Consider the following 16,545-nt stretch of genomic DNA (forward strand, 5'->3'; position numbering starts at 1 on the left):
ACGATAAAATCTATAACACTAAACTTATATTTGAATTTTTGGAACTGCCCATAAGTTAAAAGAATTTATCCTGTCCGTATAAAAGTAATAGAATAATCGAGAGTAAGTATACAACTTGTTGACAACTTTAATTTATATTAGTATATTAAAGTTGTAAACAATCCGATATTTAAATGAAAAAAAATAAAAATATCGACATAAAAAATCTAATACTCGCTATCATCAGTAAAAAAGGCAGTGTTGATGCCGTGGAGATAATAAATAAAACAGGGTTCTCCCGCGCATACGTCAACCGATTTTTTCAAGAATTACGACGCGAAGGGAAAATTATACTTCTTGGTAAATCAAACAAAGCTCATTACGTCTTTGCGACAAAAAACATAATTGAGAAAAAGAAAAAACAGATAGTTAGCGTTCATCGCATTCTTAAAAATAAATCCTTAACCGAAGATAAAATATTACAAGAGATCAAAGAATCGTCGGGAATATTTTCAAGAGTCTCCGACAATGTTACTCATATTCTTGAGTATGCGTTTTTAGAGATTCTAAATAATGCAATAGAGCATTCACAATCAGAAAATATTAGTGTATGGGTGGATAAAAATAGCGATCTATACTTTTGTGTGGTGGATAGAGGACTCGGCATTTTCAACCATATCCGTAAAAAGCAAAAGCTTCAAAATGAATATGAAGCGATTCAAGATTTGTTAAAAGGGAAGTTAACAACTTCACCGGAAGCGCATAGTGGGGAAGGAATATTTTTTACATCAAAAGTGGCGGATAAATTAGTTATCAGAAGTTCAAACAAAAAACTTATATTCGATAATAGAATTAAAGATATATTTGTCGAGGAGAGTAAAAATATAACAGGGACTGAAGTTGAATTCTGGATATCGCGTGCATCAGATAAAAAATTACTTGATATATTTCGCCAATATTCCGGCGAAGAATTTGATTTCAGTAAAACTAATGTCAAAATTGATCTTTATAAATCAGGCGAAACATATTTATCACGCTCGCAAGCGCGGAGAGTAATTAGCGGATTGGAAAAATTTAAAGAGATTGTGTTTGACTTTAAGAATGTGACAACAATTGGACAAGGGTTTGCCGATGAAATATTTCGGGTGTGGCAAAATCGTATGTCGGATAGTAAACTAATTATTCAAAATGCAAATGAGAATATCATTTTCATGATCAAACATGTCAAAAATCAACAAAGTTAACAGTAAACAACTTGTTGACAACTATTATTTTGTTAGTATTCCTAAAGTTGTAAACTAAGTTTTCTGGCAATTGTTCCTTACCCTCGCATTATTTTCAAATCAAAAAGGTCATTTACTCCAAACGGTTTGACAGAGAATAGCGGGTCGCCATATTGCGCACCAATCATCTGTCCATAAAACTTCGCACGCGTATCGATGAATTCCAAGAATGATTTTTTACTTAATAAAGTTTCAGGGTCTTTTGATTGCGGATTAAAAAATTGCGATTTATATGCACGCACAGCTTTCTGTCTTACATCATAAACATCACTGATATCAACAATGAAGGAGGGGATGAATTCATACTTCATCATATAATTAAAATAATGGAACGGACGCCACGGCTTTTGATTTACGCCGTCGAGCGTAGTTTTAAGGTTCACGAGTCCGGAGTAAAACCAGGCGTGTTGCGATAAATGATGTGCGTGCGAATGATCGGGATGGCGGTCGTGCCAATGCGGCGATAGTAATATTTTGGGCTTATATTTTCTGATAATTCGGATGAGTTTGATTTGATTTTCTTTATTTAACTCAATGTTCCCATCTGGTAAATACAGATTTTCCCTTGCTGAAAGTCCGAGAATTTTTGAAGCAGTCTCGGCTTCCTTTGCCCGTATATCACGTGAACCTCGTGTGCCTAATTCGCCTTCTGTCAAATCTAATATCCCTACTTTATGTCCGAGTCTTACAAGCTTGGCTACTGTTCCTGCACAACCTAATTCAACATCATCCGGGTGCGCGCCGATTGCTAATACATCGAGTTCCATTCTATCTCCATTTTTTTGTTTAATATAGTAATTGATTATTTGGGATTCAAGCATGGCAGTAAAAAGGCGGTAGTAATGAAGTAGGTAAGGAGAGAAATTGAGAATCGGAGAAATGGTGAATCGGTGAAGGAGATGAATCCACCTGCGTGCAAAAAACAGCACTTCCGCTTGCACTTCGTTTCAGCTGTCAAGTCGGTGGACAGGTAACGAATGAAGAACAAAAGAATTTCGATCAATTAATAAATCCAAAATTGAATTATTTGTTTCTAAAAGCCATTCTCTCTATATTTCGTTATGCAAAATGAAAAAATTTTAACAGTATTCGAACTTACTCGCCGCATTAAAAGCGTTTTAGAAACTGATTTTAGTGCTGTAGTTGTAACCGGTGAAATTTCAAACTTTAAACGCCACCCTTCAGGACACATCTACTTTACGATTAAAGATGAGAAGGCTTCGATATCTGCTACAATATGGCGCAGCAGATCAGCATATCTTACTTTTACACCGCAGGACGGAATGAAAGTAATTGCCCGCGGTTCGATTACTGTCTATGAAGTTCGTGGCTCTTATCAACTTGATGTTGTAAGTTTGAAACCGCTTGGAATCGGTGAGCTTCAAATCGCATTTGAAAAACTAAAACAAAAACTTGCTGCCGAAGGATTGTTCGATCCGCAGCATAAAAAAAATCTACCCGAATATCCTGAACGAATCGGCATAGTAACTTCACCAACAGGTGCAGCTATTCAGGACATTCTAAACATTATTTCGCGACGCTTTCCATCTGTTGAAATTATTCTTTATCCCGTGAAAGTTCAAGGAGCCGGCGCGGCTGAAGAAATTGCTGAGGCAATTTCCGACTTAAATAAATTCGGAAAAGTGGATGTGTTAATAATTGGAAGAGGAGGGGGATCAATTGAAGACCTGTGGGCTTTTAATGAAGAAGTTGTGGCTCGCGCCATATACGCTTCTAAAATTCCCGTCGTAAGCGCAATTGGGCACGAAATCGATTTTACAATTGCCGACTTCGTTTCCGATTTGAGGGCTCCGACTCCATCGGCAGCGGCTGAACTCGTCGTTCACAACCGTTACGAACTGATTGATAATATTAGAAATTTTCTTTATACTATGCAACAAAGTTTGCTAAGTAAGGTTGACAACAATCGATCGCATGTAGCTGGTTTAGTCTCAAGTTACGCCTTCAATAATCCGATTGATAAAGTCCGGCAGTTTTCTCAAAGAATAGATGAGTTAGAAAGATTGTTAGATATTAGTTTTATTCATAAATTTAAATCGACTAAACAATACATTGCAGAACTTGCGAACCGGATACAATCGCTGAATCCGGAAAATGTCATAAAGCGTGGTTATGCAATAATTTATAAAAATTCTAACATTGTAGATTCAATTGAAAATCTTGCCTCAGCCGACGATATCAATATAAAATTTAAAAACGGCTATGCCGATGCAACAGTAAATAACACATATACATTAAATAATGAAAACTAAAAAAACAACCGACACAATAGCAGAAGAACAAAATTTTGAACAAAGTATGAAGCGTCTTGAAAAAATTGTTAACACACTCGAAAACGGAAGTGTTACACTTGAGGATTCCCTCAAAATGTATGAAGAGGGTGTTGACCTTTCAAAAAAATGTTTAGCAAAATTAGAAAATGCAGAAATCAAAATTAAAAAATTAAGTAAAGATTTGAACGGTAAGTTATCATTGCTGGAAGAAGACATAGAAGAATAATAAGAAGTAAAAAAAATGACGACAGGTTCATATTCAATTTTAAATAAAATTAATTCATCAACTGATTTAAAAAAATTAAACTTAAACGATTTAAAAATTCTTTCCGACGAAATCCGGGAATTTTTGATTGATAGTATTTCGAAAACGGGGGGGCATTTAAGTTCGAGTTTAGGTTCGGTTGAACTTACATTGGCGCTCCATTATGTTTTCGATACACCGGGCGATAAGCTCGTTTGGGATGTCGGACATCAAGCTTATGTGCATAAAATAATTACAGGCAGGCGGGATGTTTTTCACACACTACGACAGTTTGGCGGTATCAGCGGATTTTTAAAACGCTCCGAAAGTGAATACGATGCGTTCGGTGCCGGACATGCAAGTACATCAATTTCAGCCGCACTTGGAATGGCTATTGCCCGCGATCTTGCGAACGAGAAATTTCGAGTGCTTGCAATCGTTGGCGACGGTTCGATGACAGGAGGCATGGCTTTCGAAGCAATGAACAATGCCGGTTTGTCGAAAAAAAATATGACTGTTATTTTAAACGATAACAATATGTCGATCTCTCCGAATGTCTCGGCAATAACCAATTATTTTACAGAACTGATAACAAATCCTGAATACAACCGCCTGAAAGCCAACGTTTGGGATTTAACAGGAAAGTTAGGAACGCATGGTGATCGAATTCGTAGGCTCGCTGTAAAATTGGAGGAAGGTATAAAAGTAATTATCACACCCGGAATGTTGTTCGAGGCATTCGGATTCAGATATTTTGGTCCGATGAACGGTCACAATATCCCTAAATTAGTCCGCCTATTCAATCACATCAAAGATTTGCCTGGTCCAATATTGGTGCATGTTGTTACTCAAAAAGGAAAGGGCTACCAGCCGGCAGAAGATAACTCAACTAAGATGCACGGAGTTTCGGCATTCGATATAGACACAGGCAAATCTATCAAAGTTGCAGCGGCTCCACCAAGTTACACCGAAATTGCCGGGCGAACAATCGTTGATCTTGCTAAACAAAATCAGAAGATTGTTGGCATCACCGCCGCTATGCCGGATGGAACAGGATTAGATCAACTGCAGCGTGAAATTCCAGAACGGTTCTTTGATGTTGGTATCGCCGAACAACACGCTGTAACTTTTGCTGCTGGTTTGGCAACACAAGGTTATGTTCCCTTCGTTGCAGTTTATTCTTCATTCTTGCAGCGAGCAATCGATCAAGTTATACACGATGTCGCTCTCCAACATTTACACGTGGTTTTCGCAATCGATCGCGGAGGCATTGTCGGCTCCGATGGTCCTACTCATCACGGCGTATTCGATTTGGCTTACTTACGTATGATTCCCGAAATGGTAATTATGTCACCAAAAGATGAAAACGAATTGAGAAATATGTTTTACACTGCGGCTAATTACGATAAACATATCGCTATCCGTTATCCGCGTGGTAACGGTTTAGGAGTTACGATAAGTGAAAAATACGAAGAGTTGAAAATTGGTAAAGGTGAAGTTGTGCGGGAAGGAAGCGATGTTGCAATTCTTGCAATCGGAAATATGGTTCATCATTCTGTTCTTGCTGCTGAAATTCTCACTCAAGCTACTATCCAAACTGAAGTTGTTAATATGCGATTTGTTAAACCGTTAGATTCAGAACTTATAGATCAAATTGTTGAAAAGTTTAAATACATAGTTACCGTAGAGGATGGAGTTCTTGCCGGTGGATTTGGTTCAGCAGTCCTTGAATATATGAATAGAAAAAATGTTAAAAACGTATCTGTTCTTAACTTGGGAATTGAGGATACTTTTATTACACACGGCACACCCGATGAACTGTATAAATTAATAAAAATCGATCCTGTTGGTATTGCTGAAAGCGTAAAATATTTCTTACAACAAAAATAAGTGATATAAAATGGAAAAACTTAAAATTGGTGTAATAGGGTTAGGATGGGTTGCACAGGTTTTTCATCTTCCTTCATTAAAAAAAAACAACGATGTTGAAGTAACAGCTTTATGCGATAAAGATAAAGCGAAATTAAAATCGGTTGGCGAAAAATTTGGCGTGCGGCAGCTTTACACAAGTTTCGAAGAAATGCTTGCTTCCGAAAAATTAAATGCTGTTACCATTTGCACCCCAACCGACACACACAGGAGCATTGCTGTTGCAGCCCTTAACTCCGCTTTGGATGTTTTTGTTGAACGCCCCATCGCACGTCAGTATAATGAGGCGGTTGAAATTGCCGAAACAGTTAACCGGACAAAACAAAAATTGATGGTAGGAATGAACAACCGATTCCGTCCCGATTTAATGATGTTAAAAAGCATTATCGAAAATGGAGAGCTTGGCGAAATATTTTATCTGAAAGCTGCTTGGGTTAAAAAACTCGGAAGTAACAATCCTTGGCTTACACAAAAAGAAAAATCGGGCGGCGGTGTATTTTTAGATTTAGGTTTAGGCGCTCTCGATACTTTGTTATGGGCGGTGAATTTTAATCCGGTGAAACGGGTAAGTGCAGTTACTTATAACCATACTACAAAAAGTGTTGAAGACTCTTGCATCGCTTTTTTAGAAACTAAAAACGGAACAACTTTGAATCTCGAAACAAGTTGGTCATTTCATGTTTCAGGCGATTCGTTCTCGTGCGAAATCTTTGGAACTAAAGGAAGCGCTCAACTCAATCCGTTACGCATCAATAAAATGATAGGTGGCGATGTGGTAAGTGTAACACCTGTTAAATCGGAAACACCACAGAATATTTTGAAGAAAAGCTACGAGATCGAACTGAAGCATTTCATTGGTGCGGCGAAAGGATTGCATCCGGTTATATCAACTGCCGATGAAGCAGTGCAGCGGATGAAGGTTGTTGATGCTGTTTACAAATCGGCGAAGCTTAAAAAAGAAATCGTTCTTAAATAATGAAGAATGCTGAAGATGAAAAATATTTACAGGAGTGTTTCAAGTTAGCTCAAAAAGGTGCCGGCTATGTAAGCCCGAATCCTTTAGTCGGATGTGTAATTGTTAAAGATGGAAAAATTATTGGAAGGGGATACCATAAACAATTTAGCAAAGCTCACGCTGAAGTAAATGCTTTCAAGCAAGCTAAAAATAGTGTTAAAGGTGCAACTTTGTATGTGAATCTTGAACCTTGTAGTTACTTCGGTAAAACTCCTCCTTGCAGTGATTTGATAATTTCCAAAGGTATCAAAAGAGTTGTTGTAGGAACACGCGACCCGAACCCATTAGTGAATGGAGATGGTATCAGAAAACTTAGAAAGTCCGGAATCCAAGTTGTTGAAGGACTACTCGAATCCGAAGCTAAACAACTGAATGAATTTTTTCACAAATACATCACTCAAAAATTACCGTTCGTAACATTAAAAATGGCACAAACACTTGACGGCAAAATTGCTGATTATAAAGGAAATTCGAGATGGATATCGAATTTTGAGACACGGAAAAAAGTTCACGAACTGCGTGCAAAGTATGATGCTATTTTAGTCGGTGCTAACACTGTGCGAAAAGATGATCCTGAATTGACTGTCCGATTGGTGAAGGGTAGAAATCCCATACGAGTGGTTTTAGATGGAAATCTTTCAGTTTCCAAAAAATCTAAAATATTTTTAAGTGCTCAAGAAATTTCTACATTATTATTCACATCCCAAAAGGGTTATCTGAAAAATCAGAATAAAGCATCATTCTTAAAAAATTTGGGTGTAAAGGTATTTGTGATAAAATCGAAATCTACAATCATATCAATAAAAACGGTTCTGAATATTCTGGCTAAAAACAGTATAGCTTCGATTTTGGTAGAAGGTGGCAGCGAAGTTTTTGCTCAATTTATTAAATTTCGCTTGGCTGATAAAATCATTTATACTATTGCTCCCAAAATTTTAGGGAAAGGAACTCCGGCTATTTCTGATAAAATCAGATTTCCAATTACAAATCCGTTCGAATTACAAGATGTTACATTCCAACAATGCGGTACGGATATGATGATCGATGGTTATATAAAAAAGAGAGAGAAATAAATGTTCACAGGAATCATTACAGAAATCGGGAAGATAGAATCTATCAATCGTGTAGGTAACGGATTGCAACTAAAAATTAAAGGACAGCATAGCGTTGCCGAACTGAATGTAAACGACAGCGTGGCGATCAATGGTGTATGCCAGACTGTAGTTGCAAAATCAAAAAACTGGTTTGAAGTCGTGGCAGTCGAAGAGACTTTAAAAAAAACTACTTTCTCTAATTTTAAAATCGGTGAAGCGGTCAATCTTGAATTGCCAATGAAGTTGAACGAACGACTCGGCGGGCATATTGTGCAGGGACATGTCGATTGTGTGGGGAAAATAAAATCTAAAACAAAACGAACCGCAAGCTGGATGTTTATGGTCGAAATTCCCAAAAATTTTGTAAAAAATGTTATACCCGTGGGTTCTATAGCCATCGACGGAGTTAGTTTAACAGTCGCCGAACTTGAAAATAATTTTGTAACGGTTTCAGTGATTCCTCACACAATGGAAAACACAATTTTTAAAAATCGAAAAGTAAATGACGGAGTGAATTTAGAATTCGATGTTCTCGGGAAATATGTTCTGAATTATTTTGACCATACTACATCCCCCAAAAAACAGAGCAAAATGTCAGTTAAGAAATTAAAAGGTATGGGTTTTTGATTATTAGCTCCCTTTTTCTTATTTTGTCTCAAAATTTTTAGTATTTATACAACGAATAAGGCAATTAAATGGAATTCAATGTTAAAGATTTGTTAACAATTTTACCGGTGCTGGGTGTTACAGTAACGGCATTCATCGTTATTATTATTGAAGCGACATTTCGGAAGAGTTCAAATATCAGCTATATTGTTTCAATCATCGGTTTGATTATTTCAATAGGTATGGCTGTGGAATCGTTCACTTGGCGAGGGACAAGTTTCTTCAATATGTTCAATGTTGGTGGATACGGAAATTTTTTCAGCATCCTGTTTATGTTTACTGCTTTATTCACAATCATTTTATCCAAAGATTATCTTATCAGGATGACGATTCACCAAGGGGAATATTACTCACTGATTTTATTCTCGACTGTGGGTATGATGTTTATGGCATCGGCAGCCGATTTAATAATCGTGTTTTTAGGACTTGAGTTGATGTCGATAAGTCTTTACGTCCTCGTCGGTTTTATGCGCAAACGTGTTAAATCAAACGAGGCAGCGCTTAAATATTTTTTTCTAGGTGCCTTTGCAACAGGGTTTTTACTCTACGGAATGGCTTTACTTTATGGAATTACCGGTTCTACAAATATTCAAACTATAATACAAAGTTTTCATATTTATTCTAATCTTCCATTACTCTGGATCGGAACAGGGCTTCTGTTAATCGGTTTAGCTTTTAAGGTAGCCGCTGTACCTTTTCATATGTGGGTTCCGGATGTTTACGAAGGCGCGCCAACTCCGATATCGGGATTTATGTCGACCGGAGCTAAGGCTGCTGCTTTCGCCGCATTCGTAATGATATTTGCGCACCAATTTCCCGGAGGCGATAGATTGAAAGATGCCTTATCGTTTCTTGCTGCAGCTTCAATGATTATTGGAAATATAATCGCCTTATCTCAAACCAACATCAAACGGATGCTTGCTTATTCGAGTATCGCACACGCAGGTTATCTGTTAGTTGGTTTGGCTGCCGCTAATGAAATGGGGAGAAGCGGTATTTTATTTTATCTCACAGCATATTCGTTTATGAATTTGGGTGCATTCGGTATTTTAGCTTTTCTTGAAAAAGATGATGATAAAAATTTGACGTTCGAGGATTATGCCGGATTATCTTCTCAATCTCCTTACTTAGCAGCGCTGATGGCGATTTTTATGTTCTCGCTAACGGGAATTCCACCATTCGCCGGCTTCTTCGGGAAATATTATATCTTTATGGCAGCCGTGAATGCAGGTCTCACTTGGCTTGCCATTTTAGGTGTCCTTATGTCGGTTGTTTCTGCTTACTATTACTTACGGATCGTCGTGGTGATGTATTTCAGAACAAGTGAGATACCATTTCACAGGCAAAATACTTCATTAAATAATTCTGTTTTATTTTTATTCGCAGCGGCGTTACTCGTGATTGGAATTTTACCCTCTTTGTTGATGAATATTATCGACAATTTATTTTAACATGATACCTATTGTTAATTCACGGGAGATGCGGGAATTTGACCGCAGAGCGATTGAGGACATCGGTATTCCCGGTTTAATTTTAATGGAAAACGCAGGACGTGGTATTGTTGATGCTATCAAACTAAAGTATGGATGCGTTTGTGAGAAAAAATTCTTAATCGTTTGCGGAAAAGGTAATAATGGCGGCGATGGTTTTGTAGTGGCACGGCACCTTTATAATCTGGGAGCAAATGTAGTTGGGATACTCTTAGGCAGTCCTAAAAATTTAAAAGGTGATGCTGAAATCAATTATAAAATCATTTCACATATCATATCCCAAAATAAGTCAAATAAGAATCTTCTTTTGCAGGAATACAAAGGATTGAAGCAACTTCAAGCTTTCCAAAATGTTGATTTTATTGTAGATGCAATATTCGGAACAGGATTCAACGGTAAACTTGAAAAATATTATGAAGAAGTAATTAATTGGATGAATTCCATCAGCCCACCTAAAATTTCGATTGATGTTCCTTCGGGTGTAAATTCTGATACTGGTGTTGTCGAAAGTGTTGCTGTAAAATCCGATTTAACAGTTACAATGGGATTGAAGAAAAACGGGTTACTCATTGGAAATTCAGTTAATTACATAAACGATTTAAAGGTTGCCGACATTTCGTTACCCAAGTATTTTTATGAGAGCTTTCCCTTTCAAACTTACGAAGTTGAAACTTCCGATATCGCCCAATCACTGCCTAAACGCTTGAAGACAGTTCATAAATATAATGTTGGAAAAATTTTAGTAATTGCCGGTTCGCCCGGCTACACAGGAGCCGCAGCGTTAGCTTCAAATTCAGCTTTAAAAACCGGAGCAGGCGCTGTTGCTCTTGCCACTACCCCAAGTGCATATCCAATTTTAGCAAAGAAATTGACCGAAGTAATGGTGCATCCTTTGAGTTACATTGAGTCGGAAAAGATTACGACTGAAAGCTACAAAAAATTAAACGAACTTATTGATTGGGCTGATGTTTTGATAATCGGTTGTGGTATTTCGTTGAAAGCCGAAGCAATTGAATTAGTCAATAAAATTTTACGCGAAGTTGATAAACCTCTTGTCCTCGATGCCGATGCACTCACAATTATTTCTGAAAATCTTTCCATTCTCAAAAAGCGGAAATCAAAAAACGTAATTCTTACACCTCACAGCGGCGAATTCGCGCGACTTACAAAACTTTCTCCCCCCGAAATTGAGTTGAATAAATTAATTATAGCACGCTCATTCAGTAAAGAATATAAATTAACATTAATTTTGAAAGGCGCCCCTACAATAACAATTTCTTCTAATGGAAGAGTATTCATCAATTCAACAGGTAATCCCGGTATGGCTACAGCAGGTTCAGGCGATGTGCTTGCAGGTATCATCGGTGGATTGTGGACTCAAGGAATGGATGAAGTGGAAGCTGCCTATAGTGGCGTGTTCATACACGGATTATCGGGCGATTTTGCAAAGCAGAAGTTAGGCGAGAGAAGTGTTTTAGCTCTTGATATTCAGAAGAACATTCATGGCGCATTAAAAATATTCGAATCGGAGAAACAATAATTTGCCGAATATAAATAGATTTTTCCGTTATCATTTACCCCCGTTTATTTGGGCATTTCTTATAATGATAGCTTCATCAATACCAGCAGATAAATTACCTACTGTACAAATTTTTGGCTGGGATAAAATTGCACACGTGTGTGTATTTTTTATTTTTGGAATTTTTATATTAAGGTCGCTATACAACCGGAACAAGACCATCAATTCAAAAAAACAAATTGCGATACTGACTTTAATATTCGTAGTATCATTCGGAATCTTTGATGAATTATTTCAATCTATTATTCCCGGCAGGACATCCGATATTTATGATTTGGTTGCAGATGCTGTAGGCGGCATTTTAGCAGTATCGTTTTTCAATTTCATCAATCGTTATGCAAGAAAAATAAGCGGTACCAAAGTTTCAGACTTATGATATCCGAGATTTTTTTACTCATTATTACATTGATGCTTTCAGCTCTGTATTCCGCATCTGAGATAAGTTTTATCGTTGCAAGCCGACTTAAAGCTGAAATAAGGTCAAAACAGAATACTTTTTTATCGAAACGAACTCTCGATCTTATAAGCAATCCACAAAAATTTTTAACAATTTCGCTTGTCGGAACAAATATATCGAATGTAGCATTTTCAACTTTGCTGACGATATTGCTTGTTTCTCTTTTTGATATCGGCTCGACATTCGTTTTGATAATCACAGTTATCGTCATATTAATTTTCGGGGAAATTATACCGAAAATATTCTTCAGAGAAAATGCCGATGCATCCATTCCGTTTTTCACACTCTTTTTATCTATAAGTAATTTTATCTTCTATCCCTTAATTCTAATTCTTATTGTTTTTACCCGTTCCATTATCCAACTATTCAAAGTTACCGAAACTGCTGAAAAATATTTTTTCACAAAGGAAGATGTTTACAGCCTCATTAAAGAAAGCGAAGGAGTAGGGAAGCCGGACGCAAAATCGACTTCCTACTTAATGAAAGTATTCGAGTTAAAAGATATTCTAATTCGCGAGATAATGATACCAAGAACCGAAATTAGCTGTGTAGCGAAAAATATTTCAATGAATCAATTAAGAGATAAATTTAACGAGTCAACACACTCAAAATTATTTGTGTACGAAGAGACCATCGATAATATTATCGGAGTAGTAAGTGTTCAGGATATGTTCTCCGAGCCAGATAGTGTTTTAGCAATTATGCACGAGGTTCTCTACGTTCCTGAAACTAAATCAAGCTCGGATTTGCTGCAACAATTTTATACAACGGGTGTTTCCGTAGCGGTTGCTATTGATGAGTTTGGTGGAACTTCTGGTATAGTTTCAGTTTACGATATTTTAGAAGAAGTACTTGGAAAAATAGATGAAACCCAGTTGAGGGGCAGACAGTTTCACAAACAAATTGATGCGAAAACATTTCAGTTCAGCGGTAGATTAGAGATAGAGTTTATTAACGAAACTTATAAGTTAGATATACCGGAGGGAGAAAACATAACTCTAAGCGGATATATTAGTGAGAAAATTGGACACATACCCAAAGCAAATGAAACTTTCAAGATCGATAATTTTAAAGTAACAATACAACGGGCAACCAAAACGCGAATTGATTCAGTTTTGTTTGAAATTGAATGAGGTTTGATTATTCATTAAAAAATGAGTAAATTAAGCAGAGATTTTGAGATTTAATTTAATAAATACTGATGATAATGCACGTTCAGGAGTGTTAGAAACCAATCATGGGTTTCTTGAAACTCCTGTTTTTATGCCTGTAGGTACACAAGGTTCTGTTAAAGCAATCGAGCAACGTGAGCTTGAAGAAATCGGAGCTCAGATAATTCTTGGCAACACTTATCACCTTTACTTGCGGCCCGGAGTTGAAATTATTAACAAGCTCGGCGGTTTGCACAAATTTATTTCTTGGAAAAAACCAATACTGACTGACAGTGGTGGTTACCAGGTTTTTAGTTTATCGGATCTAAATAAAATTTCAGACGAGGGCGTTCAATTCCGCTCGCACTTGGATGGGTCGCTCCATTTTTTTACACCCGAAAGTGTTATGGACATACAACGAATGTTAGGCTCCGATATAATGATGGTGTTGGATGAATGCACTCCGTATCCGGTCTCATTCGATTATGCCAAACAATCGCAAGAGTTAACAACACGGTGGGCTAAACGTTGTAAAGAAAAATTTTCATCGAGCAACCATCTTTACGATCATACTCAAGCTTTATTTGGAATCGTTCAAGGAAGTGTTTTTACAGAACTGCGAAAAAAGTCAGCACTAGAATTAATTGATTTAGAGTTTGATGGTTATGCGATTGGCGGTTTGTCAGTCGGTGAACCGGCTGAGATGATGTACGAGATGACTTCGGTTTGTACTGATATACTTCCGAAAGATAAACCCCGTTATCTTATGGGTGTTGGAACACCTGAAAACATACTCGAATCCATAGAGCGTGGTGTGGATATGTTCGATTGTGTAATGCCAACACGGAACGGTCGGAATGCAATGTTGTTCACTCGAAAAGGAAGCATCTCCATTAAGAATGCCGTTTATAAAATGGATGAAAATCCGGTAGATGAAAAATGCGATTGCTATACATGTAGAAATTTTTCGAGAGCTTATTTACGGCATCTTTTTCAGGTGAAAGAAATTTTAGCTCTACAACTTGCAACAATTCATAATTTATATTTTTACCAATGGCTTGTTAAAGAAGCGAGAAAAGCTATAATCGAAAATCGTTTTAAACAATGGAAAACAGAAACATTAGAGTTTGTAAAGAAAAAATAATAAATACTAACTAAATAATAGGAGACTAAATTGAACATTTTAAATTTAATTGCAATGACGCCCCAAGGACAAGACGGTGGCGGAGGGATACTTTCGACGATCTTAATGTTTGCATTCATAATTGCAATATTTTACTTTATGATAATCCGCCCCCAACAAAAACGTCAGAAGGAACGACAGAAATTGTTGGATTCAGTTCAAAAAGGAGATAAGATCGTTACCGTTGGCGGTGTTCACGGCACGGTTGTGGGTGTTGACGAAAAAACTGTTCTGGTTCAAATTGCTGAAAATGTTAAAGTAAAGATCGAACGATCAGCAATTTCGAGCAAAGCCGGTCAAGGCGAAACTGAGATGCCAAAAATTGGATAATAATAATTTCATATTCAATAATATCGAGGAAGCGATAGCCGATTTCCGAGACGGTAAGATAGTTATTGTTGTCGATGACGAAGACCGCGAAGATGAAGGAGATTTTACGATTGCTGCCGAAAAATCTACGGCCGAAACTATCAATTTCATGGCTAAGTACGGAAGGGGAATTATTTGTGCTCCGATCACTTCTGGGCGTGCAAAAGAACTCGACCTTGAGCCGATGGTTGATAGTAACACCTCGCTGCACGAAACTCCATTCACTGTTTCGATAGATTTCGTTCACGGTACTACAACCGGGGTTTCTACACAGGATAGGGCGGCAACAATAAAAGCCCTTGTTGACCCTAAAACCAAGCCAAGCGATCTTGCACGACCTGGGCATATTTTTCCGCTACGAAGTATGGAAGGGGGTGTCTTAAGACGCGCAGGGCATACCGAAGCTGTAATCGATTTGTGCGAATTAGCCAATCTCGAACCCGTCGGTGTGTTAGTCGAAATTTTAAATGACGACGGCACGATGGCTCGCGTCCCCGATTTATTCAAAATTGCTGAGCAGTTCCATCTGAAAATCATAACAATAAAAGATTTAATTCAATATCGCCTCTCTAGCGAAAAATTAGTTCAGCGTACAGGTTCGGCTCACCTTCCAACGAGATACGGGGATTTTCAAATTATCCTTTACCGAAGCGAAACCGATAAGAAAGATCACATTGCTTTAGTTAAAGGGGAATTACCACATGAGAAACCTGTGCTTGTTCGTGTCCACTCCGAATGTTTAACCGGCGATGTCTTCGGGTCGCTCCGTTGCGATTGTAATGATCAATTAACCGCTGCAATGAAAATCGTTGATCAAAACGGTTCAGGTGTAATTCTTTACATGCGGCAGGAAGGACGAGGGATTGGTTTAGGAAATAAAATTCAAGCTTACAAACTTCAAGATGAGGGGTTAGATACTGTCGAAGCGAACGAAAAATTAGGCTTCCGAGCTGACTTACGCGACTATGGAATAGGTGCTCAAATTTTACTTGATCTAGGAATACGTAAAATGCGTTTGCTAACTAATAATCCCAAAAAAATTGTAGGATTAGAAGGATACGGATTAGAGATTGTTGAGAGAGTTCCTCTGGAGATAGAACCACATCCGCTGAACGAAAAGTATCTAAAGGCAAAACGCGATAAGCTTGGACATCTAATTATGAGTAATAAAAAATAAAATTTTTTATTAACTCTTGATTTTATGATTTTTTTATTTTAGATTTAACAAAACAAATATATAGCTGTCGGTATTTTATTAACGACGGCTATATATTTTTATTTTTATAACGATGAAAACAATGATTTTCAAATAGCGAGGTGTGTATGAATACTAAAAATAATGCAATTGTATATTTAACGCGTGAGCGGATTATTGAGCTCGAAAATGAACTGCGGCAACTAAAAACTGAGGGGCGTCCTGAAATTGCTCGCAAAATTGCAGAAGCGCGTAGCCATGGTGATCTTAGCGAGAATGCTGAGTACAAAGCCGCAAAGGAAACTCAGGAACATCTCGAAATTAAAATTGGGAAACTTGAGGATACACTTTTACGTGTTCAAAGAATCGAAAGCAAAGAACTACCTAACGATAAAATATATATCCTTTCAGTGGTAACACTTCGTAATAAAAAGAATGGCGAAAAAGTAGTTTATACATTGGTCTCACCTGAAGAAGCTAATTTTGAAGATAACAAAATTTCGATAACTTCACCCATCGGTCAAGGACTGCTTGGTAAGAAACCTGGGGATGAAGTAAAAATAAAAGTACCTGCTGGTTTTTTAGAGTATGAAATTCTTGAAATAAACAGATAGTTA

Annotated in this window: 17 protein-coding genes; 16 read left to right on the forward strand and 1 reads right to left on the reverse strand. The window is 37.4% G+C overall.

All coding sequences use genetic code 11. The annotated features are described in order from the left end of the window. Positions 1–173 precede the first annotated feature (173 nt). Positions 174–1,223, forward strand: coding sequence for a DUF4325 domain-containing protein (locus QME58_08725; protein ID MDI6803917.1), 1,050 nt, complete (start codon positions 174–176; stop codon positions 1,221–1,223). 77 nt (positions 1,224–1,300) lie between these two features. Here the strand turns inward: QME58_08725 and bshB1 are convergent, their stop codons facing one another. Continuing rightward, complete coding sequence (bshB1, locus tag QME58_08730) at positions 1,301–2,029, reverse strand: bacillithiol biosynthesis deacetylase BshB1 (GenBank protein MDI6803918.1); 729 nt, start codon at positions 2,027–2,029, stop codon at positions 1,301–1,303. A gap of 146 nt (positions 2,030–2,175) precedes the next feature. Between bshB1 and QME58_08735 the strand changes: the two genes are divergently transcribed. The 15 genes from QME58_08735 (at position 2,176) to greA (ending at position 16,542) form a co-directional block, all read left to right on the forward strand. Further along, positions 2,176–2,334, forward strand: a complete 159-nt coding sequence (locus QME58_08735; protein MDI6803919.1) for a hypothetical protein — start codon at positions 2,176–2,178, stop codon at positions 2,332–2,334. After that, a complete protein-coding gene (xseA, locus tag QME58_08740) occupies positions 2,324–3,535 on the forward strand; it encodes an exodeoxyribonuclease VII large subunit (GenBank protein MDI6803920.1) in 1,212 nt (403 codons plus the stop codon). The genes QME58_08735 and xseA overlap by 11 nt, the downstream gene beginning before the upstream one ends. Then, positions 3,525–3,782, forward strand: coding sequence for an exodeoxyribonuclease VII small subunit (locus tag QME58_08745; protein MDI6803921.1), 258 nt, complete (start codon positions 3,525–3,527; stop codon positions 3,780–3,782). The genes xseA and QME58_08745 overlap by 11 nt, the downstream gene beginning before the upstream one ends. 15 nt (positions 3,783–3,797) lie before the next feature. After that, positions 3,798–5,690, forward strand: coding sequence for a 1-deoxy-D-xylulose-5-phosphate synthase (gene dxs / locus QME58_08750; protein MDI6803922.1), 1,893 nt, complete (start codon positions 3,798–3,800; stop codon positions 5,688–5,690). 10 nt (positions 5,691–5,700) lie between these two features. Further along, complete coding sequence (locus QME58_08755; protein MDI6803923.1) at positions 5,701–6,705, forward strand: Gfo/Idh/MocA family oxidoreductase; 1,005 nt, start codon at positions 5,701–5,703, stop codon at positions 6,703–6,705. After that, the gene (gene ribD / locus QME58_08760; protein MDI6803924.1) at positions 6,705–7,817 is read left to right on the forward strand and encodes a bifunctional diaminohydroxyphosphoribosylaminopyrimidine deaminase/5-amino-6-(5-phosphoribosylamino)uracil reductase RibD; all 1,113 of its coding nucleotides are present in this window, start codon (positions 6,705–6,707) and stop codon (positions 7,815–7,817) included. Before QME58_08755 ends, ribD begins: the two co-directional genes overlap by 1 nt. Continuing rightward, the gene (locus tag QME58_08765; GenBank protein MDI6803925.1) at positions 7,818–8,465 is read left to right on the forward strand and encodes a riboflavin synthase; all 648 of its coding nucleotides are present in this window, start codon (positions 7,818–7,820) and stop codon (positions 8,463–8,465) included. 68 nt (positions 8,466–8,533) lie between these two features. Beyond that, a complete protein-coding gene (locus QME58_08770; protein MDI6803926.1) occupies positions 8,534–9,955 on the forward strand; it encodes an NADH-quinone oxidoreductase subunit N in 1,422 nt (473 codons plus the stop codon). Position 9,956: 1 nt separating this feature from the next. Continuing rightward, positions 9,957–11,534, forward strand: coding sequence for an NAD(P)H-hydrate dehydratase (locus QME58_08775; GenBank protein MDI6803927.1), 1,578 nt, complete (start codon positions 9,957–9,959; stop codon positions 11,532–11,534). Between the two features lies 1 nt (position 11,535). Further along, positions 11,536–11,949, forward strand: a complete 414-nt coding sequence (locus QME58_08780) for a VanZ family protein (protein ID MDI6803928.1) — start codon at positions 11,536–11,538, stop codon at positions 11,947–11,949. After that, complete coding sequence (locus tag QME58_08785) at positions 11,946–13,163, forward strand: hemolysin family protein (protein MDI6803929.1); 1,218 nt, start codon at positions 11,946–11,948, stop codon at positions 13,161–13,163. The genes QME58_08780 and QME58_08785 overlap by 4 nt, the downstream gene beginning before the upstream one ends. Before the next feature lie 43 nt (positions 13,164–13,206). Further along, positions 13,207–14,325 (forward strand): tRNA guanosine(34) transglycosylase Tgt, encoded by a 1,119-nt coding sequence (gene tgt, locus QME58_08790; protein ID MDI6803930.1) that lies wholly within the window; start codon positions 13,207–13,209, stop codon positions 14,323–14,325. 30 nt (positions 14,326–14,355) lie between these two features. Further along, positions 14,356–14,694: a preprotein translocase subunit YajC gene (gene yajC / locus QME58_08795; protein ID MDI6803931.1), complete on the forward strand. Its 339-nt coding sequence runs from the start codon at positions 14,356–14,358 to the stop codon at positions 14,692–14,694. Next, positions 14,687–15,910: a bifunctional 3,4-dihydroxy-2-butanone-4-phosphate synthase/GTP cyclohydrolase II gene (locus QME58_08800; protein ID MDI6803932.1), complete on the forward strand. Its 1,224-nt coding sequence runs from the start codon at positions 14,687–14,689 to the stop codon at positions 15,908–15,910. Before yajC ends, QME58_08800 begins: the two co-directional genes overlap by 8 nt. A gap of 146 nt (positions 15,911–16,056) precedes the next feature. Next, positions 16,057–16,542: a transcription elongation factor GreA gene (gene greA, locus QME58_08805; GenBank protein MDI6803933.1), complete on the forward strand. Its 486-nt coding sequence runs from the start codon at positions 16,057–16,059 to the stop codon at positions 16,540–16,542. Positions 16,543–16,545: the final 3 nt, after the last annotated feature.

This window comes from Bacteroidota bacterium (assembly GCA_030017895.1).
Classification (GTDB): domain Bacteria; phylum Bacteroidota; class Ignavibacteria; order UBA10030; family BY39; genus JASEGV01.

Bases quoted from the DNA above. Each gene is read 5' to 3' on its own strand.
- QME58_08765 (MDI6803925.1), top strand. From the start codon at position 7,818: ATGTTCACAGGAATCATTACAGAAATCGGGAAGATAGAATCTATCAAT.
- greA (MDI6803933.1), top strand. From the start codon at position 16,057: ATGAATACTAAAAATAATGCAATTGTATATTTAACGCGTGAGCGGATT.
- QME58_08725 (MDI6803917.1), top strand. From the start codon at position 174: ATGAAAAAAAATAAAAATATCGACATAAAAAATCTAATACTCGCTATC.
- bshB1 (MDI6803918.1), bottom strand. From the start codon at position 2,029: ATGGAACTCGATGTATTAGCAATCGGCGCGCACCCGGATGATGTTGAA.
- xseA (MDI6803920.1), top strand. From the start codon at position 2,324: ATGCAAAATGAAAAAATTTTAACAGTATTCGAACTTACTCGCCGCATT.
- QME58_08770 (MDI6803926.1), top strand. From the start codon at position 8,534: ATGGAATTCAATGTTAAAGATTTGTTAACAATTTTACCGGTGCTGGGT.
- QME58_08755 (MDI6803923.1), top strand. From the start codon at position 5,701: ATGGAAAAACTTAAAATTGGTGTAATAGGGTTAGGATGGGTTGCACAG.
- QME58_08775 (MDI6803927.1), top strand. From the start codon at position 9,957: ATGATACCTATTGTTAATTCACGGGAGATGCGGGAATTTGACCGCAGA.
- QME58_08785 (MDI6803929.1), top strand. From the start codon at position 11,946: ATGATATCCGAGATTTTTTTACTCATTATTACATTGATGCTTTCAGCT.
- ribD (MDI6803924.1), top strand. From the start codon at position 6,705: ATGAAGAATGCTGAAGATGAAAAATATTTACAGGAGTGTTTCAAGTTA.
- dxs (MDI6803922.1), top strand. From the start codon at position 3,798: ATGACGACAGGTTCATATTCAATTTTAAATAAAATTAATTCATCAACT.
- QME58_08745 (MDI6803921.1), top strand. From the start codon at position 3,525: ATGAAAACTAAAAAAACAACCGACACAATAGCAGAAGAACAAAATTTT.